Genomic DNA, 26,050 nt, shown 5'->3' with positions numbered 1-26,050 from the left:
TATAATTTAGAGATAAATTATTAATAATTTCTCTTAATAAATGGATTTATTCTCAAGTTTGGAAAATAAACAGTCTGTAGGCGAGTTTTCAGAGCAAGCATATCTAAACTATTCAATGTATGTGATATTAGATAGAGCATTGCCACATATTTCTGATGGTTTAAAACCTGTACAAAGACGCATTATTTACGCAATGAGTGAGATTGGTCTAAGTCACTTATCTAAATATAAAAAATCTGCGCGTACAGTTGGTGATGTGTTAGGTAAATATCATCCTCATGGTGATAGTGCTTGTTATGAAGCAATGGTTTTGATGGCTCAAGATTTTTCTTATCGTTATCCTTTCATTGATGGTCAAGGTAACTGGGGATCAGTGGATGATCCAAAATCATTTGCAGCGATGCGTTATACAGAGTCACGTCTATCTAAATATGCAGTTCTACTATTAGATGAACTTAAAAAAGGTACAGTTGATTGGGTTAAAAACTTTGATGGCACAATGGATGAGCCTAAGCTTTTGCCTGCGCAGGTTCCAAATATCTTACTAAATGGTGCCATGGGTATTGCTGTGGGGATGTCGACATATATACCTCCTCATAATATTACAGAAGTTATGAATGTTTGTTTGCATCTTTTATCAAATCCTAAGTCCTCAATAGAAGATATTCTAGAGATAGTAGAAGCTCCAGATTATCCAGGTGGTGCAAATATAATTAGTACTAGAGAAGAAATAGCAGATGTATATAAATCTGGTATAGGCTCAATTAGACAACAAGCAATATATGATTATGATAGTAGTGGTAATGTTGTAATTACAAAACTACCTCATCAAGTCTCAAGTTCTGCTGTTATGGAGCAAATAGCAAATCAGCTAAAACAGCAGAAAATTACTTGGATTAAGAATATTCAAGATGAGTCTGATGATAAAGAGCCGGTTAAGATAGTTTTATATTCTGGAACTACAAGAAAAAATATTAGTAAGATCATGGGGCACTTATTAGCTAGAACAGATCTTGAAAAAAGTTTCCGCGTTAATATGAATATGATAGGTTTAGATTATAAGCCTAAAGTTAAAAATTTATTAGATATTTTAAATGAGTGGCTTGAATATCGTAGACAAACTTTACGCAGAAGGTTACAAACTAGTTTAGATAAAGTGCTTGCAAGATTGCATATTTTAGAAGGTTTGTTGATAGCATTTTTAAATATAGATGAAGTTATTGATATTATCAGGAATTACGATGATCCGAGTATTGAATTACAAAATAAATTTTCTCTTTCAGAAATTCAGGCAGAAGCAATTTTAAATATTAGATTACGTAAGTTAGCAAAAATTGAAGAAATTGAGATAAAAAAAGAGCAGAAAGAATTAGTAAAAGAAAAAGAGCTTTTAGAAGGTTATCTAAATAGTGAAGTTAAATTTAAAAACTTAATGAAAAAAGAGTTTAAACAAATATTAAAAGACTTTGGTGATGATAGACGTTCAAAAGTTACTCAAACTGAGAAGGCCCAAGCGTTAGAAGAGAAGGATTTAATCCCTAGTGAAAAAGTTACAGTGATTTTATCAAAAGCTGGTTGGGTCAGATGCGCCAAAGGAGATAATGTTGATCCTAATGGCTTAAATTATAAACCAGAGGACAAGTTTTTTCTTGCAGTTTCAGGTAATAGCAATATTAAAGTAATATTTTTTACAAAGCTTGGTAAAGCTTACTCGATGTATGTCGATAAATTTCCTTCAGCCAGGGGGTATGGTGAACACATTACTACATATATCCCACTAGATAAAAAAGATGAAATTATCAATATGGAGTTTGTCAATACAGCTTCGCATTTTTTAATTGCTAGCACTAGTGGTAAAGGCTTTGTTATTGCTGCGAATGATCTTATTACCAATAAAGTTACCGGTAAGAATATTTTTGATGCAGATGATGTGTTTAAATTCATACCATTTGATGAGAATATGAAGATGCTTGGTGTAAGCTCTAATGGTAGAACTGTTATTAGAGGTTTTGCTAATTTTGCTATACTTAAAAAAGGTAAAGGTAAATTAATTATTAGGCTTGATAAAAGAGATAAGCTAAGGTTTGTAGAGCTATTAAGTTCAGAACAAGAGGCTATCTTAAATGCAGGTAAAAGATTTATACGTATAGATAATAAAAATATAGAAACATATCTAACTGACAAGCCCTCTGGTGGAGGAGTACTTTTACCACAAGGGTTTAGAAAAATAACAAAAATAGAGCTAGAAGGTAAATAAAATGAAAAAAATAGCAATTTTAGGAGCTATGGAAATAGAAATCCAACCAATATTAGAGAAACTAGATAGTTATGAAACAGTTGAATATGCAAATAATAAATATTATTTAGCAACATATAAAGATAAAGAACTTATCATTGCTTATAGTAAAATAGGCAAAGTATTTTCTAGTTTAACAGCAACTATAATGATAGAACATTTTGGCGCACAAGCCTTACTATTTACAGGTGTCGCTGGAGGTTTACAAGATTTAAAAGTTGGTGATATGATTGCTGCTACTGCTACTGTACAACATGATGTAGATCTTACACCATTTGGTTATCCACATGGTAAGATTCCTATTTCAGAAGTACAAATTAAGACTTCGGATTTTATTCTTGATCATGCTAAAGATGTTGCAAAAGACCTTGATCTTGATCTTCACACTGGGATTATAGCAACTGGAGATCAATTTATTAGCTCAGCTGAAAAAAAGGACTTTGTTGTTAAAGAATTTATGGCAAAAGCTATAGAAATGGAAGGTGGTAGTGTTAACCTTGTATGTAATGAAATGAATATACCAAGCTTAATTTTAAGAAGCATTTCTGATGCTGCAGATGGTGATGCTACTGAAAATTTTGATGAATTTGCGAAAAGTGCAGCTCAAAAATCAGCAAATTTTGTTATAAATCTAGTTGAGAGAATATAAAAAGGAGATTAGTTTGTGTTTTAAGAAGTTTATTATTTGTAGTATTAGTTTTTTCTAGGTCTTATCTTATGGTTTGACAGATAGACAAATTAATGATGTAAAACAACAACTTAAACAAATACAGCAAAAACAAAGTAACAATAATTTACAGATTAAATCTAGCTTAAAAACTATTAACTTAGATAGTTACCTTAAATATAAAAATATATCTCAAAATCCTGAAATATTTACACAAAAGCAGATTGCAAACTATATCAATAATCATCAAGATGAGTATTGGGCATCAGCATTATGTGATGATTTAGCTATACATTATGCTAAAAATAAAAACTGGCAAATGTTTAAAAAATTTTATGATGGAAATTTGGAAACAGATGGTAAATGTTGGATAGCACAAGATGATCAAAATGAAGAGTTCAGACAAAAATCTATTATAGATTTTACTAAACTTTGGCAAAAAGATGAGACCTCGTCAGCCTTAGAGTGTCAGATATCTAAATAAAGGTAAAGGCTATCCAAATAAAGGTAAAGGCTGTGTAGTAAATAAAGCTTATACTCTTGCATTTAATAATAGTTTTGATAACGCATTAAGACTACTTGATAAGCATATTAAACAACGGTCATATAGTGACTATATAAGTGCATGGAAAGAAATTATAAAAAATCCTTAGAACTTAGATGAATTCATTGCGAAATATCATAATTATCCAAAGTTTAGTGAAGTGCTGATAGATATATCAAATGATTTAACAAAACATAATCTTCAGCGTTATGCAAAGATATGGTCAGAATTAAAAAATACAAAATATTTGGATACAAAGCTTTATAGTCAAGCTGTACTACCTATAGCTATTAGTTTAGCTAAAAATCATGATGCTAATTCAGAACAATGGTTTTTAAAAGCTAATAAGAAATATTATAGTGATGATGCTTGGCAGTGGTTATTAAGAGCAGATTTATATAATTCAGATTTTAGTAATTACATCAGAACATATCAAAAACTACCTAAGCATCTACAAAAGGAGAATGTCTGGAAGTATTGTTTGGCATATAGTTATGCTAAAAAGGACTATAAAGCAAAAGCTAATACTATTTATCAGAAGCTTGCTAAGAAAAAAGGTTTTGACTATTATGTTTTATTATCAACAGATGCTTTAGGACAATCGTATGATTTAGGTTCTAGAAATGCAACTACGATATCTAAATCAAAATATTCTGAGCTATTAAAAGATCACAATATTTATCAAGCCATAGCTTTGTATAATGCTAAACAGTATAAAGATTCTACTAGACTATGGCGTTGGATTATAAGAGAGAAATTTAATAGTAGAGATAGATTTCAAGTTTATGATTTAGAAGAAGTGGCAGCATATAATAAAATGCATTATCAAGCTATTTTTGCAATGGGTATGTTAGGAGTAAAGAGTCGTTTAGTATACTACCCCAATAAATTAAACAATATTTTCAATTATTTAGTTCCCATCTAAGCCGCCCGTTTTTCCAATAAGTTATCGTAATAAAATTCCATAGGTTTTTTATAATTGATAGACTCATGAAATCTTCTATTATTATAAAAATCTATATAATCATCCACATCGTTTCTTAGTTCAACAATGCCAGGATATTGATTTAAATAAAATCTCTCACATTTAGCACTTCTCCAAAATCTTTCGATGCAAATGTTATCAGTTGCTCTACCTTTACCATCCATAGATATAGTAATTTTTTTATCCAATAATGTTTGGATATGAATGTTAGATGTGTACTGGCTACCTTGATCAGTGTTAAATATTTCTGGTACTCCATATTTATACAGAGCTTCATTTAAAACTTTCATAACTAAACTACTATCCATAGTGTTGGATATCTCCCAACTTAGTACAGCCTTAGAGTACCAATCAATAATAGCTGCCATATAAACTGTGCCAGCATCAGTCTTAATATATGTAATATCTGTAGACCAAACTTGATTAGGTCTCAATATGCTTAAACCTTTTAGTTTGTAACTATAAATAGCATGCTCTTTGTTAGGTTCAGATAAGTTTAAGTTTGGTTTTTTCACCGCCAATATAGCTTTGATGCCTAACTCTTTACGATACTTTTGTACTGTGTTCTCACAGATGCTAAACCCATCTTCTATTAATTGCTTATGAGCTTTTATATAGCCGTAGCAGGGAATCTCCTCATGTATCTGTATAAGCTTTGCTTTTACTTCTTCTTTATGTTCGTTAACCACAGGCTTGTAATATAAACCAGCTCTAGAAACTTCTAATAAGAAACTTTGTTTTACAACAGATAATTTATGCTTAGGATCAATCATTGCTTTTCTATCAGATAATCCCAAGCTTACGAGCTTTCACTCAAGAAATTCCTTCTCAATTGTTAGTTGTCCAACCTTCTTAGAATACTGATCTATCTTGGTTTGAAGCTTTGCATTGTCTTTTTTATATTGTGATACTGATTTGGATGGATCCATTGCCAACTCAGCATTTTCTAAAAAGGCTGTTTTTCAATTATTTATGTTTTTGGGCGTAATATTATATTTTACTGATAACTGTGTGATTGTTTGATCTTTCCCCAATACTTCCAAGACAACTTTAGTCTTAAATTCAACGGTATATATTTTTCTCTTATTACTCATTTACATTTATCCTAAATTGCTCATTTATAGTTTAGCTACTTTAGGAACTAAATTCTCAAAATTGTTGTTAAAATTTCATGGGGTATTATATAGAACTTTTATTTCCTAACCCTTTTATAGAACTTGTAAGTGAGCAGTCGAAGAAATATGACTTAGAAGAATCATTAATATTTGCAATTATGAGAAGAGAATCTTTATTTTATCGAGAGGTTAGCTTATCAGTGGGTGCAAAAGGGTTGATGCAAGTTACAAACTCGACTGCAGATTTTATTGCTAAAAGATATAAACTGACTCAATTTGAGGAACGACAAATATATAACTCTACTGTCAATATTAAAGTAGGTAGCGCTAATTTGGACTTTTTGGCGGATTTATTTAAGAATAACCTGATTTTGAGTATTGCTGCTTATAATGCAGGCCTAGGAAATGTTGCGAAATGGTTAACTAATAAAGATATACCTGCAAAACAATGGGTAGAAAATATACCATTTGTTGAGACTAGAAATTATGTTAGACATGTTCTGGTTAATATGGTGGTTTATGATAATTTAGTACTAAAAAATGATCATGTAAGATTAAGTGATCTTTTACAAACTAAGTTGTCAAATAAACTTAGTTTTAAGAAATAACTTAATAATATTCGATTTTGATATTACTTTTCTGTTTTCTATGTGACAGATGTGTGATTAGTGATCTTATCACCTCAATAATACAAATTATCAGTAAAGTAGGATCTAATAAATAGTTCCAAATATTAACCTGTAATATGTGTGTGAGTAACATTGCTGATGATAGAACAATGATAGTGTTAAATAATATAAACCTCTTAGATATAGACAGTAGCGCTAATCCATATATAAAGATAAAGGGTGTAACTATATATGGATTAAAGCCAAAGTCATAAAGTTTATAAGAAGATACAAAGAATAAGCCATAAAAAATAATCATGATTGGTAGAAATGCTAAGCTAGTGTATGGAAAGATAGTGGTTTTATTATTTATGAAAATTGACGCAATAATAGATACTAAGAATAGGAATGATGAAAAACTAAAGTAGCTTGTAACTCCTATAATAAAATAATATATAGTTTCATTATTAGATGTTACGTTTATCAAGTTCAAAGCTAATAAGACAATAACTATTATTAATAGTATTTTCTTTTGTAAAAAGCCAAATAATCTTAGAAAAATATATATTGTAAAAATATTTGCTACTAGAAGGTTGTAGTAATTAAGCATCAGTTTTTTCTCCTTTAATCTCAACAACTCTTATTGTTTGCTTCAGCTTATCTGAGAATGATAAAATAATATTACTTTTATAAAAAGTAAAAGCAGGATAAGATAGCTTGCCTTTTGCTTTATTGGTGAAAATGTATATGTTTTGCCAATTTTGAGAGTTATCTGGCTTATAAGCTAAGCTGAGATTTGATCTGCCAGAACTAGCATTATTGTAAGCTAGAAGTATACCTTCTTTGGTTTTTATCGCAGCAATTCCTGAATCTGGGTTATTAAGCATTGTTGGCTTTACGGTAGTCCAAGTTTTCCCGTTGTTATATGTTTGATTTATATAGATTTTTTTAATTGAGCTATGCATTTGTCTATAAAAAGCTAAAGCATGTGTCTTTGATAGAGGTACTACAGTTGGCTGTAAATTTACTCCATTATTAGTCATTTCTGATACCTTTATAAGATGACCTGCGCTATCAAAAATAAAGCATCTCCCATTAAGATTGTTAAATTCTTTGTATACAGGAACTGCAAAATAGCCATTATCTAGTTTAATAGCTGAACCTCTAGTAAGAGTGCTGAAGTTAAAAATAGGAGAAGCAATTACTATTTTAGGTTTACTCCAAGTTTTACCTAGATCTGTTGAGTACATGGTATTTAAAGAAGATGTAACCCAACCTCCAGTAGATGAGGTAAAGATTAACCATATTTTTTTACCTTGGGCATATATTATGGGATTACCTAAATGATGAATATGTTTTTTAAATATAGACTGAAACTCTTGGCGACTCATAATAGATTTTGTTTTAGAAAATTTCCAGTGTCCATCTATTTTTTTAGCTATTGCAAGCATTATATTTGTATTAGGGGCTGTTTCATGGTCACCACTATACCAAGTTACAAAAAGCGTGTTTCCAGATGTCGTTACTGATGATGCATGGTTATATTTTAGGTAGTCTAAATTAGCAATAGTTTTTACATCTATATTTTTTGAGATTTTTTTATTTGTTGGCGTAGACATTGAAAAACGATGATTGCATTGTTTATCAAAGCTATAAAAAACAATTACCAAGATTAAGTATATAAAGCCAAATATAAGAATTAAACTAAGTTTATTTTTCATATTTTTAAATTAATAAGTAAGATCTATTTTTATAATTGTAATCTAACTAGAAGTAAATATACTAGCTTTAAATGTTCTATATAGGTAAATACTGCATTTTGATAGAATAAGAAATTTTTCTTAGTACAAATTATTAGCTTATACTTAGAATCGTTAGTTTTTTAGCTTTAATAATGTTAGTATTTTTAGCAAAATAAATTTCTAATAGTTAAGTTATTATGTTTAGTAAAAATTTTGTAATAAGTTGTTTATTATTTTTGTCTGTAGGTATTGGGTATAGTCTTACTACTGAGCAAATTCAAGTTTCAAAACAAGCATTAAGAGATTTAGAAGCAAAAGATTATAAATCTTATTATTATCTTAAATCTAAACTTAAAAATACTAGTATATATCCATACTTTCAGTATAAAGAAGTTAGTAGTGATCCAGAGCTCTTTAAGCCATCTACGATTGATGCATATTTTAAACAGGATAATAATAAATACTGGCAAGATAAGCTATCTGATACTTTAGCGCAATACTATGCACAAAAACAAAATTGGAAGCTTTTTAAAAAATACTATAAGGGAGATCTTGGTATTTCAGGTAAATGCTGGAACATGCAAGCAGAATATGAATCAGGAGATAAACATCAAGCTTTAAAAGAGTATGGTAATCTTTGGCAGAATCGCGTATACATGCCTTCTAGTTGTTCAGTTATGCAAAAATATTGGAATAAATCAGACTATAAACCAAAGATTTACTTAACCAATAAAGCTTATACACTTGCATTTGCTAGCAAGTTTGACGACAGTCTGTGGTTATTGAAAACTTATGTTAAGAATAATGAAGACTACATTAATTATATTACTGCATGGCAAGAAGCGACAAAAAATCCTGTCAAATTAGATGGGTTTATAGCTAAATATCATAGTTATCGAAAATTTAATCAAGTATTTGTAGTTATTTCAACTAATCTTATTAATAGAAACGCATCTAACTATGCAAAGATCTGGGATAACTTAAAAAACAAAAGATACTTAAGTAAAAGGGCTAAACAAGAGTGTATTTCTGCAATTGCTGTTAGTTTTGCAAGATCTCAGTTACCTGAAGCAAAGTTGTGGCTAGAAAGAGTGGATAAGCAGTATCTAGATGTTGTAGCGTGGGAATGGTTGTTAAGGGTGGATTTGTATAACAATGATTTTGCAAGCTATATAAAAACATATTACCAGTTACCAAAAAAATCACAGCAAAATGATGCTTGGAAATACTGGTTGGCATACAGCTATGATAAACAAGGTCAGACGTCAAAAGCTAAAAATATATATGAGAAGTTAATCAAAGATCCATTAAATTATTATTCATTTTTAGCATCTGATAAGCTTAACAAACCATATAATTTTGGTAATAACATTGCTGATAAATTAAGTAGCTATGAGACTAAAAAATTGCTTTCTCAAGATGCTACTGAACAAGCTATTAGTTTATATCAAATAGGGCAGTATAAAGATTCTACTAGTATATGGTGTTGGAGTATAAGAAATAAATTAAAAGCAAACCAGATTAGTGAAATTAAAGAGCTTGTTCGTTTAGCAGAAGATAATCATATGTATTATGCAGCTATATTTAATATGGCTGTGATTGGTAAATATAATAATCTTGATGTACTTTTTCCTAAGGCCTTTATACACACAGTAAATGAAAATGTTAAGAGATTCGGTATTGATAGAGATCTTGTACTTTCTATTATGCGTAAAGAATCTTTATTTGATATAGAAGCAGGATCTTGGGCTGGAGCAAAAGGTTTGATGCAAGTTACCGAACCTACAGCTAAATTTATTGCTAAGAAATATAAATTATCTTTAATTGGGAATAAATCCAAAGGGATGAACAGTCAAATATTTATTCCTCAGAATAATATTAAATTAGGTACGGCAAACCTATATTTCTTAGAAAAATTATTTGATAAAAATACTGTTTTAGGAATAGCTGCATACAATGCAGGGCCAGGTAATGTAGCTAAATGGTTAAATAAAAGAGAAGTTCCAGCACCTATATGGATAGAGAATGTTCCATTTGGTGAGACAAGACATTATATAAGAAAAGTATTAATGTATATGATTGTCTATAATAATTTTGTCTTTAAAGATAAGAAGGATAATATTAGTAAATTCTTAGATCATAAGTTGTCTGAGAAGCAAAGTTTTAGAAAGTAATAAGCTCTAAAAAGAGTACTGTAGACCAGATGTTACAAAGTTTTGTGACTCTCCTGAGAAAGAAATTGTGTATGTGTATGTAACCTTAAGGCTAAGATTATCCACATACTTGATTGGAAACATTAGACCTACTGGGAAGACAGCAAAACCTCCCCAAGTATCATTTGTCGCTAAATAGTCACTAGGAGCATTTTGTTGATTTTTTATACCGTTGATGTTTGTATGACCGAGACCTAGTCCAGCCGCAGCATATGCTGTTACGTAATTGTTTATTTTATAATAGTATTTGGCAGCACCAGCAAAGTAGTTGTTAACTTGTGTTGTATTATATTCACTAACTAGGAAGTTTTGATAAACAAATTCTAAAGCGAAAGATTCTGTAAAGCTATAGCCTAAACTAGCAATTATTGTTGCACCACCTTTGGCCATATTTGTCTGCTGTCCCCAACCACCATTTACACTAATATATGCCATAGGTTTAAATGTTTTTTTGTAACATTGTCAAGGTCATTAATGTTATAGTAATTTTTAGGTAGTTTATAAAGGCCTTTAGCATTTTTTTCAATATGCTTTGTATCACTATCTAGTCTTTTTGCATCAGTATCTATATGGGAATCTATAGTTGATACAGAGTTAGCATTAGCAATTAGTGGTAATGTTGAAAAAGGTAGCATTACTAGCAAAAGTTTTTTTATATTCATTATTTTAACGATTATCGAAATGTTCTATATTGCAAAAGTTTTTGATTTTGTTTTGATAGAGTTGGAGAGTTAAAATATCATTCAAATAATCATTTATCAAGCTGATTTAAAATCATTTTGTGATTTTACAATTCATTTATAGTAATATTTATAGCTAAGTTCATAAAATAAAATATATCTATAATGATTTCTCATCTTAGAGTTCATACAGGATTTTCCGTTGTGGATAGTACTGTGCGTTTAGGCGATCTTTTTGCTAGAGCAAAAGATAAAAATATCGTAGCAATAGCACTTACCGATGTATGTAACTTATTTGCTGCAGTGAAGTTTTATAAACAGGCTTTGGAAAGTGGTGTTAAACCAATTTTTGGAGCTGAGTTAAAAATTGATACTGAATTGGGAGTTTCTGATTTAATACTTTTAGCTGAAAATAAAAATGGTTACCAAAATGTTGTTGATTTAATCTCTAGAGTATATCAAGAAGCAGATAGAGTTGGTTCAATACCACTTATTCCAAAAAGTTGGCTCAAAGAATCTAGTTTAGAGAATGTGATATGCTTAAGTGGTGGTCAGAATGGAGAGCTTGGTAAAGCAATTTTAGCTAAAGATAATGTTAAAGCTGAAGAGATTATCACTGAAAATCTAGCAATATTTGGCCAAGATAATTATGTCATTGAAATTCATAAGCTAGGGTATGAAAATGAAGGTTTATATAATGAAAAAGTTCTTGAATTAGCGACTAAATATAATCTAATTGCAGTAGCGACAAACCTTACAGTATTTATGGAGTCTGATGATTATGACATTCATGAGATTAGAGTATGTATTAATGAAAAAACTACAATTCTTGATGAATCACGCAAATCAAGGTTTACACGACAACAATATCTAAAATCAGCAGATGAGATGTATGATACTTTTAGCTCTTTGCCAGTTTTAGTTGATAATACATTAGCTATTGCAAAACGTTGTAATGTGACATTTGATTTAGGTAAGCCTTATCTACCGACTGTAGATATTCCAGATGGTTTAACAGAGAAAGAATATTTCTCAAAGCTATGCTATCAAGGCTTAGAAAGCCGTTTAGAAAAAGTACTAGCAAATAAGTCACAAGATAAACATGAACATATTATAAAGGTTTATAAAGATAGGCTACAAAGAGAGATTGATATTATTTGTGATATGGGGTTTCCTGGCTATTTTCTAATAGTAGAGGATTTCATCAGGTGGTCAAAAGAAAATGATATTCCAGTTGGACCAGGGCGCGGTTCTGGTGCCGGTTCATTGGTGGCGTATTCGTTACTTATTACAGACATTGATCCTTTACCGTATGGACTACTTTTTGAGAGATTTTTGAATCCAGAAAGGGTATCAATGCCAGATTTTGATATTGATTTTTGTATTCAAGGTAGAGATAGAGTTATTAAATATGTAGAGCAAAAATATGGTAAGCAAAGTGTTGGTCAGATTATAACCTATGGGACAATGGCTGCTAAAGGTGTAGTGCGAGATGTAGTGCGTGTAATGGGTCAAAGTTTTAGTTTTGGTGATAGGATTGCTAAATTGATTCCTGAAACTCCTGGGACTACATTTAAAAAGATTCTCCACGAGGGTGAGCCTTTATATGATGAAACGCAAATTGATGAAGATGTTGCTGAAATTGTTGAAAAAGCTCAAAAACTGGAAGGTCTACCACGTAGTTTAGGTAAGCATGCTGCTGGTATTGTTATATCGCCAACAAAAATTTCTGATTTTGCTCCAGTATATTGTGAAGATAAGGGTGGCGATATTGTAACTCAGTTTGATAAAGGTGATGTTGAAGATGTTGGTCTTGTTAAATTTGACTTTTTAGGACTAAAAAACTTAACAATTATCAAAAATGCGATTACAAGTATTAATACAAAACGATCAAATGATGAAACTTCACTAAATATATCAGATATTCCCTTAGATGATGAGAAGACATTTAAGCTATTACAAGCAGGCAATACTACAGGGATATTCCAGTTAGAGTCACAAGGGATGCGCCAGATTGTCAAAGATCTTGGCACCTCTAATTTTGGAGAAATTATTGCACTAGTGGCACTATATCGTCCAGGTCCGATGGAAAATATTCCGATCTTTATTGATCGTAAACATGGTAGAAAAAGAACTATATATTTGCATCCATTACTAGAAGAAGTTTTAAAAGAAACTTATGGTATCCCAGTTTACCAAGAGCAAGTAATGCAAATGGCACAAAAACTTGCTGGTTATACTCTTGGTGGAGCAGATTTATTACGTCGTGCAATGGGTAAGAAAAAGCCAGAAGAAATGGAAAAACAGCGTAAGATTTTTAAAGAAGGTGCTGCAAAATATCATAATATTGAAGCTAGTCTTGCTGATGAAATATTTGACCAAATGGAAGCTTTTGCTGGGTATGGTTTTAATAAATCACATGCTGCTGCGTATGCGTTGATTGCTTATCAAACTGCTTGGTTAAAAGCACACTATCCAGATGAGTACATGGCTGCATTGATGTCAGGAGATATGGGCAATACTGACCAGCTAGTTAAGTTTATCTTAGATTGTAAAAATATGGGGATTACAGTTTTAGCACCTAGTGTGAATAAGAGTGCTTATGATTGTATAGCTATTTCAAAAAGTATTATTTTACTTGGTTTAGGAGCTATTAAAGGACTTGGTGGTGAGGCTATTAAGAGTATACTTACAGAGCGACAAGCAGAAGGAGAGTTTAGCTCAATATTTGATCTGACGCGTAGAGTAGACTTACGTAAAGTTAATAAGAAAGCTCTTGAAGCTTTATGTTTTGCAGGAGCTATCAAAGATATATCTAGAAATAGGGCAACAGCATTTAATTCTATCGAGAAAGCTATCAAAAATGCAGGTTATGTAAATGAGATGGTAGCTGCTGGGCAAAATGATTTATTTGGTTTTACAGAGCAAGAAAACGATACTGATACAGAGCTAGAAAGAGAATGTATATCAGAAGAGTGGAGTCTTAAAAAGCTATTAATCAATGAAAAGAAAGCTCTAGGAATGTATTTTTCAGGGCATATTCTTGATGAAGAGAGTCATTGGCGTAATCATGTTAGTTTTAGTGATCTTCAAAAGATCCAACAGTCTAATATGGATGGTAATTCTGTGAGAATTATCGCGAGTATGATAGCTCCAGCTATACGTAGAAGAACCAAAACTGGTAGGATTTTATATATTATAAATATTGATGATGAATTTGATAGAGTTGATTGCTTAGTTGGTGAAGATGTATTTGCCTTAGTGAAAGATAATATTCAGGTTGATGATATTGTTGTCGTTGAGGGTAAAGTTAGCCGTGATATCCAACGTGAATGTAATAAATTAAGTGTTGGTAAGGTCCAGCCAATATCACAATATATTGATGAGAATTTTAGTAAGATTGAGGTAAATCTTAGAACTAAAAATATAAACCCTACAAATCTTAAAAAAGTCCTTGATAACTTAAGGATAAATATTGCATCTGTAGATACTCAAAAAGAAAATGCTTTAGAAATAGAGGTTTATTTAGATGGTGTGGATGGTAAATTTGATTGCTTACGAAAGCCTTTTTCGATATATGAATTTGTAAATGATATTAGTAGATTGATAGCTGAGGGTAGTACGGTTAATTTGAGTAGTGGTTGATTTATAAAATAAAGAAAGAAATATTATGATTGGTATACTTGCTGGTATGGGACCAATGTCGACAGCACCATTTATTGAAGCCCTAATGATTGCATGGCGTAAAAAAAAATGATGCAAAGCATGATATGGATTATCCTCATGTTATAATATATTCATTGCCAACTCCTTTCTATTTAGATCGTGAAATAAATCATTAAGAGTTAGAACAATCAATAGTTCAAGGTTTAATTAGATTACAAAGTTGGGGAGCCAAATTAATTGCAATGCCTTGTAATATGGCTCATAGATATTTTGAGCAGCTGCAAGCATCAATCAATGTGCCATTATTAAATATTATTGATGCAACTTTAGCTAAATTACCGAATTGATCTACCCCGTCAATTTGGGACAGTTTACTACTTCATTTTCCATTATATATTCAAATTGATATGGAGTCATATAATTTATTGTAGAATGTCTCCTTTTTGTATTATAGTAAGCTTCAATATATTCAAATATTGATAGTTTAGCTTCTTCTCTAGTTTTATAGCTTTCATCATGTACTAACTCTACTTTTAAAGTTCCAAAGAAACTTTCACAAGCAGCATTATCGTAACAGCATCCTTTAGAGCTCATACTTGATAGTAGCCAGTGTTCTTTAATAATGTCTTGATATTGTTTGCTACAGTACTGTGACCCTTTATCAGAGTGTATAATCACACCACTAGGAAAATTTCTTCTAAATAATGCCATATTTAAAGCATTACAAACTAAATCCGCTTTCATCCTAGAATCCATTGCCCAACCAATAACTGATCTTGAGAATAAATCTATAATCACACAAAGATACAGCCACCCCTCTTGTGTAGGTACATAAGTTATATCTGTAACCCACCTATGATTTACAGATAAAGCAGTGAAGTTTTGTTCTAATAAATTATCATAAACATGTTTGTTGTGGTTAGAATCTGTAGTTTTCGTATGCTTACGAGCCGCTTTAGCATGTAAACCAAGTAATTTCATACGTTTAGATACTCTAGGTTGAGTAACTTTCCAACCCATATCTTTAAGCTCTTTGTATATCCTAACACTTCCATATCTAGATTTATGTTCATTAAAATAGCATCATCTAGTTCAGCATTGCCTTTTACCTATAGGTTTATGAATCCATCTGTAATATGAAGATGTGCTCACATTCAAAGATTTACATAGTGTTGTTACTGGCATAACTTTATAATGCTCCTTAATAAAGGCGTACCTTACAGATTTTGCTTTGCAAAGTAAGCTGTGCCTTTTTTAGTATTTCACGCTCTGTTTCTGCCTGTTTGAGTTTTTTCTTCAAATCAGTATTTTCAAAAGATAGTTGCTGGTACTGCGTTTTATAATCTATCTTTATTTCTTTCTGAGGGTTTGACATGGCTTTGGATATCCAACTGCAAATGGTTTTATATTTAACCCCTAAGTTATCTGCTATTTCTCGTCTATTTGCATCTGGTTGTAAACATAATTTAACAGCTTCATCTTTAAACTCTTTTGTATATCTCATCTTGTCTCCTTTTCTTAACACCTAAGTGTCCCAAATAGGAGGGTATGATCAAAATTAAAGTTAATTTTCAGTGGATTAGATCTTTTCCACTGATAGTACCACACCTATTCAAAGTAGTATTTTGAGACTTTAGTTATATCAAGGATATTTTTTTTAAAATAACTCTTTTTGTTGACATATAGATTAAGAGGAGTATTATAACACCAACTGACGATCATAGCAGTCTGGAACCACCTGATTTCCATTCCTAACTCAGAAGTGAAACGGGCTTTCGCCAATGATAGTCTGGCATTTTCCCAGGTGAAAGTAGGTAGTCATCAGATCTTTTAAAATATTTTATTCAAAGTGCGAATTCTTATGAAATTGTTTAAATACAGTTAGTATATTTTGATTTTTAAGGGAATTGTTATCTAGATGTTGCCTAAAGTTATAGCGTGTGGGAGCAACACCTGACTTTGTATAGTCAAAATAATACCAACTGTATTTAGAACATCGTATGTAAGATTAGCAATGTTAAACCTATGTAACTTATAACTAATCCTCCTAAATAGATGTAAAGGTAATTAAATCGAGATTTAAAAAACATTTTTATCATATATTCAAATCACTAAATTTAAAAATAATTCCTGCTATAATTATAAGATAAAATAGTGTTATAACAATTAGGTAAAATTAACAAGCACAATTAATTTTTAATAAAGGTTTATAAAATTTAAACTAAATAAATTTTTGGTAATTATTTTTAAAATGTTTTTCACAGCCTAATATGCTATCCTATAGTACAATTTTTCTTATTAAAAAATTAAATGTTTAGAAATTTACCTTTATTTATTGGTTTGAGATATATTCGTGCGAAGAAGCGTAATAGATTTATATCTATTATTTCAGCTATATCGTTTTTAGGTATATCACTAGGAGTAGCAGTTTTAATAACTGTAATGTCTGTTATGAATGGCTTTGACCAACAGATTAAAAGCAAAATTCTAATGATGGTACCACCGTTAAAAGTTTATGAAATGGGTGGCAAGCTTGAAAATTGGCAATCACTCTCAAAAAAAATATTAGCAAATAATCCCAAAGTTACTGCAGCAGCTCCTATAGTTGAATCTCAGGGATTACTTAGTGCTAACGCCGGTGGCAGCACTACTGCATTCGTACAAATACAAGGGATAGAGCCAAAATATCAAACAAAAGTATTACCAATTAAGAAGCATATTGTAGATGGAAGTCTATCGTCTTTAGATGATGGTAAGGGATATAATATTGTTTTAGGTAGTGTGTTAGCCGGTAGTTTAGGAGTATCTGTTGGTGATAAGGTTACACTGATAGTACCTAAAATTAGCTTGACTCCAGCAGGTATGATTCCTCGAATTAAACAGTTCACAGTAACTGGGATTTTTTCTGTAAGTTATCAATATGATGCCTATTATGCAATGATTAATATCAAAGATGCTCAAAAAGTTTTTGAGACTGGAAATGCTATTACATCATTACAGCTTGGTATTAAAAATGTATATGATGCCCCAATTATTAAAAATAAACTAAATGATGGTGGTTTATCATCTTATTATTTCACTCGTGATTGGACAGATGAAAATAAATCATTTTTTGATGCATTGAAAATGGAAAAAACAATGATGTTCTTTATATTGCTGTTGATAATAACTGTAGCAATATTTAACTTATTATCATCTTTAGTTATGGTTGTTACAGATAAACGTAGCGATATAGCTATTTTGAGAACCATGGGGATGTCATCACGTCAAATTATTGCAGTATTTATATACCAGGGTTTTATAATTGGTCTTATAGGTACAATTATTGGGGTATTCTTAGGGGTGTTGTTATCAACGTATGCTACAGATATTGTTAATTTTATTCAGCATGTAACAGGTAGGCAGTTTCTGAGTGCAAGTGTTTATTTGATTGATTATATTCCATCAGAATTGCTGTTTTCTGATGTTGTTAAAGTAACTTTAGTTTCGATGCTTTTAAGTTTCTTAGCAACATTGTATCCTGCTTGGAGTGCTTCGAGAGTTCAACCAGTAGAGGCTCTTAGATATGAGTAATATTGTTTTAAGTTGTAAAAATGTTTCAAAGAAATACACAGAGTTTAAAAATGATATAGTAATTCTTAAAGATATTAATCTTGAGATTGAAAAAGGTGAAAAGGTTGCTATATTAGGTCTATCAGGCTCTGGTAAAACTACTTTATTGAATGCTTTAGGAGGGCTAGATAAGTGTAATTCTGGTGAAGTTTATTTAATGGGTGAAAGGTTTGATAATCAATCTGTTAATAAAAGAGCAATAATGCGTAATAAACACCTAGGGTTCATATATCAGTTACATCACTTGTTACCTGAGTTTACAGCTATTGAGAATGTTATGATTCCTTTAGCGATCACTAAGAAATATAATAGAAAAGACTCAATAAAGCTTGCTAAAGAAATACTTGAGAAAGTAGGTTTAGATCATAGAGCAAATCATAAACCAGCAGAGCTATCAGGCGGTGAGCGACAAAGAGTAGCAATTGCTAGAGCATTAGTAACTAACCCAAACTGTATTCTTGCAGATGAGCCAACAGGTAACCTTGATAGCCAACGATCTGAGAGTATTTTTCAATTAATGCAACAGCTTAGCGATGATTATGGAACAAGTTTTGTAATTGTGACTCATGATGCAAAATTAGCTAGTCGAATGAATAAGATCTATAAATTAGTTGATGGCGAAATAGAGCTGGTTTAGCATTCTAGTTAATTTTATCTGCTTAAATATTAACCAGTTATTTTAAATACTTCACGGATTAATATTTAAAAAAAACATGATTATGGTGTGTGTTTAGTATAGAGAGTGATGGAATTAAGAAGTTTTAACTTTATGTTTTTCTAAATGACTCATTAAAGGCTAATAAAAACTAAGTATAATCTATTAATTTGGTATCGTATTATTTACAATTATCAGGTAGTATATTTTTGTCTATACCTTTAGATGAACAGCTTGTTATAATTAAGTTAGATTTATCAATCTTGTAATCAAGATAAAGTTCCCCATACTTTGTGTGCTTTTTATTAATATTTTCATCATTAGATACTTTACTTTGTATTATTTTTTGTTCTTTTTCACTAGAGTGCCCAGTTTTTTCTGTGCAACTTACAATTAATGTAACTAACAATAAAATACTCGCTAAATGGTATAGCATAACTATTCCCTAGTAGAGAAATACACATTAATATTATATAGAGTATTTTGGTATATAAGCTATATAAGTTAGTTTCATGTATGATGTCGTTGAAAACAAAAGGTTATGGATTAGTGAAAGTAGTAGTGATTATCACTATTATTAGTATATTAATAACTATTGGAAATAATGAATATTCAAGCTATATTAATAAAACTAATCTAACAACAGATGCTTTATATGGGACTTTTGATGTCTGGGCATTGAATAAATTATAATAATCTCCATGTAAATAATTTTGAAATAGATCATTATATGTCCTTTCCTTTTGGTAATTTTGCCTATACAAATTCATTTAGAGAAGAGTTATATGATAGCTTTGAAACTTATGCTGATACCACATTTGAATTAATAGATGCTTTATCATCATCAAATGCTAAAACTGCTGTTGAGCTATCTTTATCCCCATTTTTTACTCGACAATATAGCAGCATATCTCAGATACTAAAGATAGAATCACAATCATCGATATTGGGTAAAGTGGGAACAAAATTGATTAATGAAATAAAATTAAACAATTCATCCAACATACATTTTTATGCTCTAGATGAAACATCAATCTTAAAGCCTAACTCAAAAAGCATGGATGGAAGAAGATTTGTTTATGGATTGACTAATGGTACGGGTAAAGTTGGCATAGGTCATTCATACTCTTATTTAGTATACTTAGGCAGGAGATGGGGCAATGGGTGGTACCTGTTAATTTGCAGCGAGTGACTGCTGCTGATTCTGGTATTAGTGTAAGCTTAGATCAATTCCATAAATACATATCTAATCAAGAGAATTCAGGAGATATTAATGTTCTGATTGGTGACTCAAAATACAGTTCAATGGAATGTATTCATAGAGTTTACTCAGAACATAATAATACATTATTGTTAAGCAGGCTTAACTCTGTTAGAAATTTATCTTTTCAAGATCATAGTGATAATAAGCTCAAAAAATATGGTGAGTCTTTTAAATTAAATGATGAATCAATATGGACTACAGCTCCATCTGATTCTGAACAATGTGAAATAGTTACTACACGAGGAAAAGTATATACTGTAAAATTGACTCGTTGGAATAATTTAATTATTCATGGAAAAAGGAACATGCCAATGCATGAGAATTGTTTTGATATTGTTAAAGTTCAAGTTTTTAAAGACAATGGAGATCCAGTATACTACAAAAATATGTGGTTGATGTTAGCTGGCAAAGATAGAGGAAAGCTGACTAGTTTTGAAATATTTTCTAGATATTCAAGTAGATTTAATATTGAGCATTTCTTTAGGTTTTCTAAGCAACATTTACTTTTAGGTAAATATGAAACTCCAGATACTCCAACACTAGATATTTGGAATCAAGTTAGTGTACTTGCCTACATAAATTCACTTGCATGTGCAAGTTTATTGGATACGGATTTATTACATCCTTGGCAAAAACAAATGCGTAAAAACAATAGTATTTCCACGCCTTATCAAGTGCAAAGGAATCTATCAACCATATTACAAGAGATTGGTTCACCAGCAAAGCATTGTGTATATAAATCTCATGGATATGGACGAGCTCCAGGTACTATTTTAAATAAAAGAGCTTCTTATCAGCCTTATAAAAAATCAGAAAATAGTGAGTATGGTAAAAAACAAAAAATACCAGACTCTAAGATAGTTTTGAAAAAGTCTAAAAATGAAATAATTAGTGTTCTAGAACTAACAAATCATCAAACTAATTTGTTAAATTCCTATATAAATTAGGCAGATTTTAGAAAATTATATAGTATTTGAGATTCCGCTGATAGGTGGAAGAGTAAACTGTCCCTGTTATTCAATACCACTTTATAAAATATTTTTATTCCTTGCTTTTATGCAGCATCTAAAATACCAGAATATACTTCATCATGAGTCATATATCCAATACTAGAATGTAGTCTTTCATTGTTGTAAATATCAATATATTCTTTGATACCTACTTTAGCCTCTTTCATAGTTATATATGATGCCGGATAAACATTTTCATATTTCAGTGTTCTCCAAAATCTCTCAATTGCAATATTATCTATAGATCTTCCTTTAGCATCCATAGATATATTTATTTTATTATCAGATATTATTTTAATATGCTCTTTTGCTGTATATTGAGTTCCTTGATCAGAGTTAAAGATATCAGGTTTACCATATTTAAATAACGCTTCTTTTAACACACTAGTTGTTAGATGTGTATCCATAGTATTAGAAATCTTCCAAGCTAGTGTTTTCTTGCTATGCCAATCTATTATGGCTGCTAAATATGCATACCCACATTCTAGTCTAATATACGTGATATCAGCACTCCATACCTTATTAGCTTTATCTATAACAACCTGATTCGTCTCATTTTTAAATACATTAAGTAAGTATGGATATTTCTTGTGTTGCTTATTAATGACAGTTGTCTTTTTTTTAGGATACAATGCCTTAATACCCATTAATTCCATAGCACTTTTGATTAGCTTCCTTCCAACTAGAAATCCTAATCTATTTAGCAACTTTACTAGCCTTCTCGTACCATAATATGGATGTTTAGTATGTATCAAATCTATTGCATTTAATAGTTTAATATCATCATTACTACTAAATTTTGATATTGGTGTATAATAGTACACACTCTTAGATACAGATAATAGTTTAAGCTGATTATTTAAAGATAATTCTAGCTTAGTATCTACAGAGTTTACTCTATCATTTGATGATACCAAGCTTTTTAGCTTTCCCATTAAAAAATCCCTCTCTACTATTACCTCGACTAGTTTTTTACTTGTTGCATCTTTATCTTTTCTAAGCTCATCTATTTCCTGCTTATACTCCTTAACAACAGAGCTTTTATCAAATGCTAAGCAAGCATTAGATAAAAATTGCTGCTTCCAATTATGCACGTTTTTAGGAAGTAAATCATACTTACTTGCTATCTCATTAACTGTCATATCGCCTTCTAGCAATTCTATAATTACTTTAGCTTTAAAATCAGCTGTATACGTTACTCTTTTTTTACTCATTTATCTATTTCCTAATTTATCTAGTTAAGTTTAACATCTAGGAATAAAAATCTTTCTAAAATCAGTAGCTTTTTCTGGGGACATTATAGAGATTACTACACATCAAAAGTCCTATTATATAATTCTGATAAATCTGCTGTTGCGATGTATATAAATAAGTATAAAAATTTTGGTAAAACATCTTTAGACTTTAAGAAAAATGAATTATTTAATGAATTAGCTCCACCAAATGGAGTTGTTATAGATAAATATATAAAATGGATTTCACCATCAGAAATTAAAATAGTTCAAAAGATAAGTTTATCAGGAAAGTATAAATGATATTCTAATAAAAAATTATTTTTAATTTACTGACATCTAGTATACTGCATTGGTAGATAGTTATATTTTTCTGTAGGTTATCAAACTATGAAAACAGTCGTATTTGTCTACAATGATTCTTTAAAATCATATAAAGAGAATTTCTTATTAAAAGTTGAAAGAGATCTAAATGGATATCAATACAACACTTTAATTATTGATAATATGCCAGAGGTTGTTGAGATTCTTGAAGAGAACTCTAGAATATGTTGTATAGTTTTAGATAGAGCAAGTTTTAGCGTAGAAGCTTTTCATAATATTGCTCATTTAAATACAAAATTACCTATATTTGTTGCCTCTGACTATAATCAAGGTATCAAGCTTAACTTGAAAGATTTTAACTTAAATATTAATTTCTTACAGTATGATGCTTTGGCTAATGAGGATTCTGATTTTATTCATAAGACCATCACAAATTATTTTAATGACATTTTACCTCCATTAACTTATGAGTTATTTAAATATTCAAGAGATTTTAATTCATCATTTTGTACGCCTGGACATCAGGGAGGCTATGGCTTCCAAAGATCTCCTGTCGATGCTTTATTTTATGATTTCTATGGTGAAAATATTTTTAAAACTGATTTATCTATTTCAATGAAGGAACTTGGTAGTTTGTTAGATCATTCAGAGGCACATAAAGATGCCGAAGAATATATATCAAAAGTTTTTAAATCTGAAAGATCTCTTATTGTGACTAATGGAACATCAACAGCCAATAAGGTAGTTGGTATGTACAGTGTTGCTGATGGTGATACTGTTTTAGTTGATAGAAATTGCCATAAATCTATAACTCATCTTATGATGATGGTTGATGTTAATCCTATATACCTAAAGCCAACAAGAAATGCATATGGAATAATAGGCGGCATACCTAAGAGTGAATTTCAAAGAAAAACTATTCAAGAGAAAATAGAAAATAGCAATATTGCAGATAATTGGCCAGAATATGCTGTTATTACAAACTCAACTTATGATGGTATTTTGTATAATACTGATACAATACATGGTGAGTTAGATGTCAAAAAGTTACACTTTGATAGTGCTTGGATACCTTATGCGATATTTCATCCAATATATAAAAATAAAACTGCAATGCAGATTAATCCTAAGTCTGAGCATATAATTTTTGAGACACAGTCTACGCATAAGCTTTTAGCTGCCTTTAGTCAATCATCTATGTTGCATATAAAAGGTGATTATAATGAAGAAGTTTTGAATGAAGCATATATGATGCACACTTCAACATCACCATTTTATCCAATAGTTTCAAGTACGGAGATGGCAGCTGCGATGATGGAAGGTGAACAAGGCTATAACCTTATAGATAAAACTATTGGTTTAGCAATAGATTTTAGGCAAGAATTAGTTAAGTTAGAATCTGAAGCTAATGGTTGGTTTTTTGATGTTTGGCAGCCTGATAATATATCAAACAAAGAAGCTTGGTTATTAAAAAATACTGATAAGTGGCATGGTTTTAAAAATGTAGATGGTGATTTTTTATCACTAGATCCTATTAAGATAACTATTTTAACTCCAGGGATAAAAGATAACAATGTTCAAGATTGGGGTATTCCAGCAGATGTTGTGGCAAAGTTCTTAGATGAGCATGATATTATTGTTGAAAAATCTGGTCCATACTCTTTATTGTTCATATTTAGTTTGGGAACTACAAAAGCAAGATCAATAAGACTTATATCTGTATTAAATAAATTTAAGCAGATGTATGATAAGAATATCTTGGTAGAGAAAATGTTACCAACTTTATATGCAGAGGATCCAAAGTTTTATGATAATAAAAGAATACAAGAAGTTAGTGAACAGCTACATAAATATATGCAAGATGCTAATTTACCAAGTCTGATGTATCATGCTTTTAATGCCTTACCAGAACAAAAGCTTAATCCTCATAGAGCTTTTCAGAAATTATTAAAAGGTAGAACTAAGAAAGTTTTGTTGGCCGATATATATGAACATGTTTGCGCTGTTATGATACTCCCTTATCCACCAGGAATTCCAGTGATATTCCCGGGCGAGCGGATAACAGCAGAATCAAAAGTAATTTTAGATTTCTTATTGATGTTAGAAAAAATAGGCTCAATGTTACCAGGATTCGACACAGATATTCATGGTCCAGAGAGAGCTAAAGATGGTAAACTATATATAAAAGTTCTTGATGATAAAGATTAGTAATTTTTTTTGAGAAAAATACTTATAAAAATTCATAAAAAGATGTATAGTGTCTTCTGTTATAGTTTAAATTTAGTGGGTGATTTTTTATGCTTAAGACTCCTCTTTTTGAGGCACATGTTGCTGCAGATGCTAAAATGGTTGATTTCTCCGGTTGGTTGATGCCAATTAATTATGGTTCGCAAATACAAGAGCATAATAATGTTAGAGAGAACTGTGGTGTATTTGATGTTTCGCATATGCTTGCTGTAGATATCAAAGGTAATGATGCTGAAAAATTCTTACGTCATATGTTGGCAAATGATGTGATTAAATTAGTAAGTAATAAAGCACAATATGGTTGTATGCTAAATCATGAAGCTGGTATTGTTGATGATTTGATTACTTATAAAATTGACTCAGAGAGTTTCAGAATTGTTGTAAATGCTGGTAATAGAGAATCTGATGTCGCATGGTTTAGGGAAAATGCCAAAGATTTTGCTGTTGAAATAACTCCCCAAGAAGATCTAGCTATAGTAGCTGTTCAAGGGCCTAAGGCAGTTGAGGTAGTTAAACATGTGGTGACATCAAATATAGCAGAACAATTAGATGAGCTTAAACCTTTTTCATTTAAGTTTTTTAGTAAATGGATGTTTGCACGTACCGGTTATACTGGAGAGGATGGTTTTGAAATAATGCTTCCGGTAGATCAGGCTATAGATTTTTGGAATAACCTATTGAAACATGGTGCTACACCAGCAGGTCTTGGTGCTAGAGATACGCTTAGATTAGAAGCTGGCATGCATTTGTATGGTTCAGATATGAATAGCTCAACAACACCTTTAGAAAGGGGTCTTGGTTGGAGTGTTGATTTATCTGATGAAGATAGAAACTTTATAGGTAAAAAAGCCTTATTAGCTAAAAAAGCTAAAGGTGTTGATACTAAATGGGTCGGTATAGTTCTTAGATCTAAAGGTATTTTAAGATCTGGTCAAGAAATAGTTTTAGATAATGATGAAAAAGGTTATATTACAAGTGGTAGTTTTTCGCCAACTTTAAAGGTTGCTATAGCTTTGGCGTATGTGCCAAAACAAGGGAATAATCCTAAAGTAAGTATACGTGGCAAAGAACTAGATGTTGAGGTTGTAAAACCAAGATTTGTTAAAAATGGCGAGTCTTTAATATAAATTATAGATGTCATATTGGATTTATTTCAGCATCTCACTTATTAATATATAAATTTTATTGAG

Annotated in this window: 26 protein-coding genes and 1 rRNA gene; 17 read left to right on the top strand and 10 right to left on the bottom strand. The window is 30.7% G+C overall.

All coding sequences use genetic code 11. The annotated features are described in order from the left end of the window. The first annotated feature begins 40 nt into the window (after positions 1 to 40). The 4 genes from parC (at position 41) to CDV26_RS08680 (ending at position 4,432) form a co-directional block, all read left to right on the top strand. Entirely contained in the window at positions 41 to 2,257 is a 2,217-nt protein-coding gene (gene parC, locus CDV26_RS08695) for a DNA topoisomerase IV subunit A (RefSeq protein WP_088772944.1), read from the top strand. Position 2,258: 1 nt separating this feature from the next. After that, on the top strand, positions 2,259 to 2,945 hold the full coding sequence (locus CDV26_RS08690) for a 5'-methylthioadenosine/adenosylhomocysteine nucleosidase (protein ID WP_088772943.1): 687 nt from the start codon (positions 2,259 to 2,261) through the stop codon (positions 2,943 to 2,945). Between the two features lie 73 nt (positions 2,946 to 3,018). After that, positions 3,019 to 3,447, top strand: coding sequence for a hypothetical protein (locus tag CDV26_RS08685; RefSeq protein WP_088772942.1), 429 nt, complete (start codon positions 3,019 to 3,021; stop codon positions 3,445 to 3,447). A 220-nt stretch (positions 3,448 to 3,667) separates the two neighbouring features. Continuing rightward, complete coding sequence (locus CDV26_RS08680; protein ID WP_088772941.1) at positions 3,668 to 4,432, top strand: hypothetical protein; 765 nt, start codon at positions 3,668 to 3,670, stop codon at positions 4,430 to 4,432. On the opposite strand, the gene CDV26_RS08675 is transcribed toward CDV26_RS08680, so the two are convergent. Together CDV26_RS08675 and CDV26_RS13660 are read right to left on the bottom strand one after the other, a co-directional pair. Continuing rightward, positions 4,429 to 5,289: an IS3 family transposase gene (locus tag CDV26_RS08675; protein ID WP_088771628.1), complete on the bottom strand. Its 861-nt coding sequence runs from the start codon at positions 5,287 to 5,289 to the stop codon at positions 4,429 to 4,431. The two genes, CDV26_RS08680 and CDV26_RS08675, sit on opposite strands and share 4 nt — an antisense overlap. Positions 5,290 to 5,454: 165 nt before the next feature. Continuing rightward, positions 5,455 to 5,586, bottom strand: coding sequence for a transposase (locus CDV26_RS13660; protein ID WP_169709695.1), 132 nt, complete (start codon positions 5,584 to 5,586; stop codon positions 5,455 to 5,457). A gap of 77 nt (positions 5,587 to 5,663) precedes the next feature. On the opposite strand from CDV26_RS13660, the gene CDV26_RS08670 reads away from it, so the two are divergent. Next, complete coding sequence (locus CDV26_RS08670; protein WP_088772940.1) at positions 5,664 to 6,215, top strand: lytic transglycosylase domain-containing protein; 552 nt, start codon at positions 5,664 to 5,666, stop codon at positions 6,213 to 6,215. Between the two features lies 1 nt (position 6,216). Here CDV26_RS08670 and CDV26_RS08665 read toward each other — a convergent pair whose 3' ends face one another. Together CDV26_RS08665 and CDV26_RS08660 are read right to left on the bottom strand one after the other, a co-directional pair. Next, a complete protein-coding gene (locus CDV26_RS08665; protein ID WP_088772939.1) occupies positions 6,217 to 6,825 on the bottom strand; it encodes a hypothetical protein in 609 nt (202 codons plus the stop codon). Beyond that, positions 6,818 to 7,936 (bottom strand): exo-alpha-sialidase, encoded by a 1,119-nt coding sequence (locus tag CDV26_RS08660; RefSeq protein ID WP_088772938.1) that lies wholly within the window; start codon positions 7,934 to 7,936, stop codon positions 6,818 to 6,820. Before CDV26_RS08660 ends, CDV26_RS08665 begins: the two co-directional genes overlap by 8 nt. 218 nt (positions 7,937 to 8,154) lie before the next feature. Between CDV26_RS08660 and CDV26_RS08655 the strand changes: the two genes are divergently transcribed. Then, positions 8,155 to 10,131: a lytic transglycosylase domain-containing protein gene (locus CDV26_RS08655; RefSeq protein ID WP_088772937.1), complete on the top strand. Its 1,977-nt coding sequence runs from the start codon at positions 8,155 to 8,157 to the stop codon at positions 10,129 to 10,131. A 6-nt stretch (positions 10,132 to 10,137) separates the two neighbouring features. Here CDV26_RS08655 and CDV26_RS08650 read toward each other — a convergent pair whose 3' ends face one another. Both CDV26_RS08650 and CDV26_RS08645 read right to left on the bottom strand, forming a co-directional pair. After that, the gene (locus CDV26_RS08650; protein WP_245806426.1) at positions 10,138 to 10,605 is read right to left on the bottom strand and encodes an outer membrane beta-barrel protein; all 468 of its coding nucleotides are present in this window, start codon (positions 10,603 to 10,605) and stop codon (positions 10,138 to 10,140) included. After that, positions 10,587 to 10,832: a hypothetical protein gene (locus CDV26_RS08645; RefSeq protein ID WP_088772936.1), complete on the bottom strand. Its 246-nt coding sequence runs from the start codon at positions 10,830 to 10,832 to the stop codon at positions 10,587 to 10,589. Before CDV26_RS08645 ends, CDV26_RS08650 begins: the two co-directional genes overlap by 19 nt. Before the next feature lie 183 nt (positions 10,833 to 11,015). Between CDV26_RS08645 and dnaE the strand changes: the two genes are divergently transcribed. Together dnaE and CDV26_RS14055 are read left to right on the top strand one after the other, a co-directional pair. Beyond that, positions 11,016 to 14,495: a DNA polymerase III subunit alpha gene (gene dnaE, locus CDV26_RS08640; protein ID WP_088772935.1), complete on the top strand. Its 3,480-nt coding sequence runs from the start codon at positions 11,016 to 11,018 to the stop codon at positions 14,493 to 14,495. Between the two features lie 263 nt (positions 14,496 to 14,758). Further along, a complete protein-coding gene (locus tag CDV26_RS14055) occupies positions 14,759 to 14,863 on the top strand; it encodes a hypothetical protein (protein ID WP_420809883.1) in 105 nt (34 codons plus the stop codon). A gap of 1 nt (position 14,864) precedes the next feature. Here CDV26_RS14055 and CDV26_RS08630 read toward each other — a convergent pair whose 3' ends face one another. Together CDV26_RS08630 and CDV26_RS08625 are read right to left on the bottom strand one after the other, a co-directional pair. Next, entirely contained in the window at positions 14,865 to 15,536 is a 672-nt protein-coding gene (locus tag CDV26_RS08630; RefSeq protein WP_088773483.1) for an IS3 family transposase, read from the bottom strand. A gap of 181 nt (positions 15,537 to 15,717) precedes the next feature. Continuing rightward, positions 15,718 to 16,041 carry a transposase gene (locus tag CDV26_RS08625; RefSeq protein ID WP_157671496.1) on the bottom strand — a complete coding sequence of 108 codons (324 nt, stop codon included), beginning with the start codon at positions 16,039 to 16,041 and terminating at the stop codon, positions 15,718 to 15,720. Between the two features lie 185 nt (positions 16,042 to 16,226). Between CDV26_RS08625 and rrf the strand changes: the two genes are divergently transcribed. The 3 genes from rrf (at position 16,227) to CDV26_RS08610 (ending at position 18,765) form a co-directional block, all read left to right on the top strand. After that, positions 16,227 to 16,343 (top strand): 5S ribosomal RNA (gene rrf, locus CDV26_RS08620). A 483-nt stretch (positions 16,344 to 16,826) separates the two neighbouring features. Next, on the top strand, positions 16,827 to 18,089 hold the full coding sequence (locus CDV26_RS08615; protein WP_088772933.1) for a lipoprotein-releasing ABC transporter permease subunit: 1,263 nt from the start codon (positions 16,827 to 16,829) through the stop codon (positions 18,087 to 18,089). Continuing rightward, positions 18,082 to 18,765 (top strand): ABC transporter ATP-binding protein, encoded by a 684-nt coding sequence (locus tag CDV26_RS08610; RefSeq protein ID WP_088772932.1) that lies wholly within the window; start codon positions 18,082 to 18,084, stop codon positions 18,763 to 18,765. The genes CDV26_RS08615 and CDV26_RS08610 overlap by 8 nt, the downstream gene beginning before the upstream one ends. A 199-nt stretch (positions 18,766 to 18,964) precedes the next feature. Here the strand turns inward: CDV26_RS08610 and CDV26_RS08605 are convergent, their stop codons facing one another. Beyond that, positions 18,965 to 19,219 carry a hypothetical protein gene (locus CDV26_RS08605; RefSeq protein WP_088772931.1) on the bottom strand — a complete coding sequence of 85 codons (255 nt, stop codon included), beginning with the start codon at positions 19,217 to 19,219 and terminating at the stop codon, positions 18,965 to 18,967. Positions 19,220 to 19,302: 83 nt separating this feature from the next. Between CDV26_RS08605 and CDV26_RS12230 the strand changes: the two genes are divergently transcribed. The 3 genes from CDV26_RS12230 to CDV26_RS08595 are packed head-to-tail and all read left to right on the top strand — an operon-like array spanning position 19,303 to position 20,994. Further along, a complete protein-coding gene (locus CDV26_RS12230; protein ID WP_157671563.1) occupies positions 19,303 to 19,476 on the top strand; it encodes a hypothetical protein in 174 nt (57 codons plus the stop codon). Between the two features lie 37 nt (positions 19,477 to 19,513). After that, entirely contained in the window at positions 19,514 to 19,975 is a 462-nt protein-coding gene (locus CDV26_RS08600; RefSeq protein ID WP_088772878.1) for a hypothetical protein, read from the top strand. After that, complete coding sequence (locus CDV26_RS08595; protein ID WP_157671555.1) at positions 19,936 to 20,994, top strand: hypothetical protein; 1,059 nt, start codon at positions 19,936 to 19,938, stop codon at positions 20,992 to 20,994. The genes CDV26_RS08600 and CDV26_RS08595 overlap by 40 nt, the downstream gene beginning before the upstream one ends. A 107-nt stretch (positions 20,995 to 21,101) precedes the next feature. Here CDV26_RS08595 and CDV26_RS08590 read toward each other — a convergent pair whose 3' ends face one another. Continuing rightward, positions 21,102 to 22,271, bottom strand: a complete 1,170-nt coding sequence (locus tag CDV26_RS08590) for an IS3 family transposase (protein ID WP_088772930.1) — start codon at positions 22,269 to 22,271, stop codon at positions 21,102 to 21,104. A gap of 144 nt (positions 22,272 to 22,415) precedes the next feature. On the opposite strand from CDV26_RS08590, the gene CDV26_RS12225 reads away from it, so the two are divergent. The 3 genes from CDV26_RS12225 to gcvT all read left to right on the top strand — a co-directional run bounded on the left by CDV26_RS12225 (position 22,416) and on the right by gcvT (position 25,987). Continuing rightward, positions 22,416 to 22,592 carry a hypothetical protein gene (locus CDV26_RS12225; protein ID WP_157671561.1) on the top strand — a complete coding sequence of 59 codons (177 nt, stop codon included), beginning with the start codon at positions 22,416 to 22,418 and terminating at the stop codon, positions 22,590 to 22,592. Between the two features lie 87 nt (positions 22,593 to 22,679). Continuing rightward, the gene (ldcC, locus tag CDV26_RS08585; RefSeq protein WP_088772929.1) at positions 22,680 to 24,821 is read left to right on the top strand and encodes a lysine decarboxylase LdcC; all 2,142 of its coding nucleotides are present in this window, start codon (positions 22,680 to 22,682) and stop codon (positions 24,819 to 24,821) included. 89 nt (positions 24,822 to 24,910) lie between these two features. After that, positions 24,911 to 25,987, top strand: a complete 1,077-nt coding sequence (gene gcvT, locus CDV26_RS08580) for a glycine cleavage system aminomethyltransferase GcvT (RefSeq protein WP_088772928.1) — start codon at positions 24,911 to 24,913, stop codon at positions 25,985 to 25,987. The last annotated feature ends 63 nt before the right edge of the window (positions 25,988 to 26,050 follow it).

Source organism: Francisella halioticida, assembly GCF_002211785.1.
Classification (GTDB): Bacteria; Pseudomonadota; Gammaproteobacteria; order Francisellales; family Francisellaceae; genus Francisella; species Francisella halioticida.
This window is presented reverse-complemented; position numbering and strand designations above follow the sequence as displayed.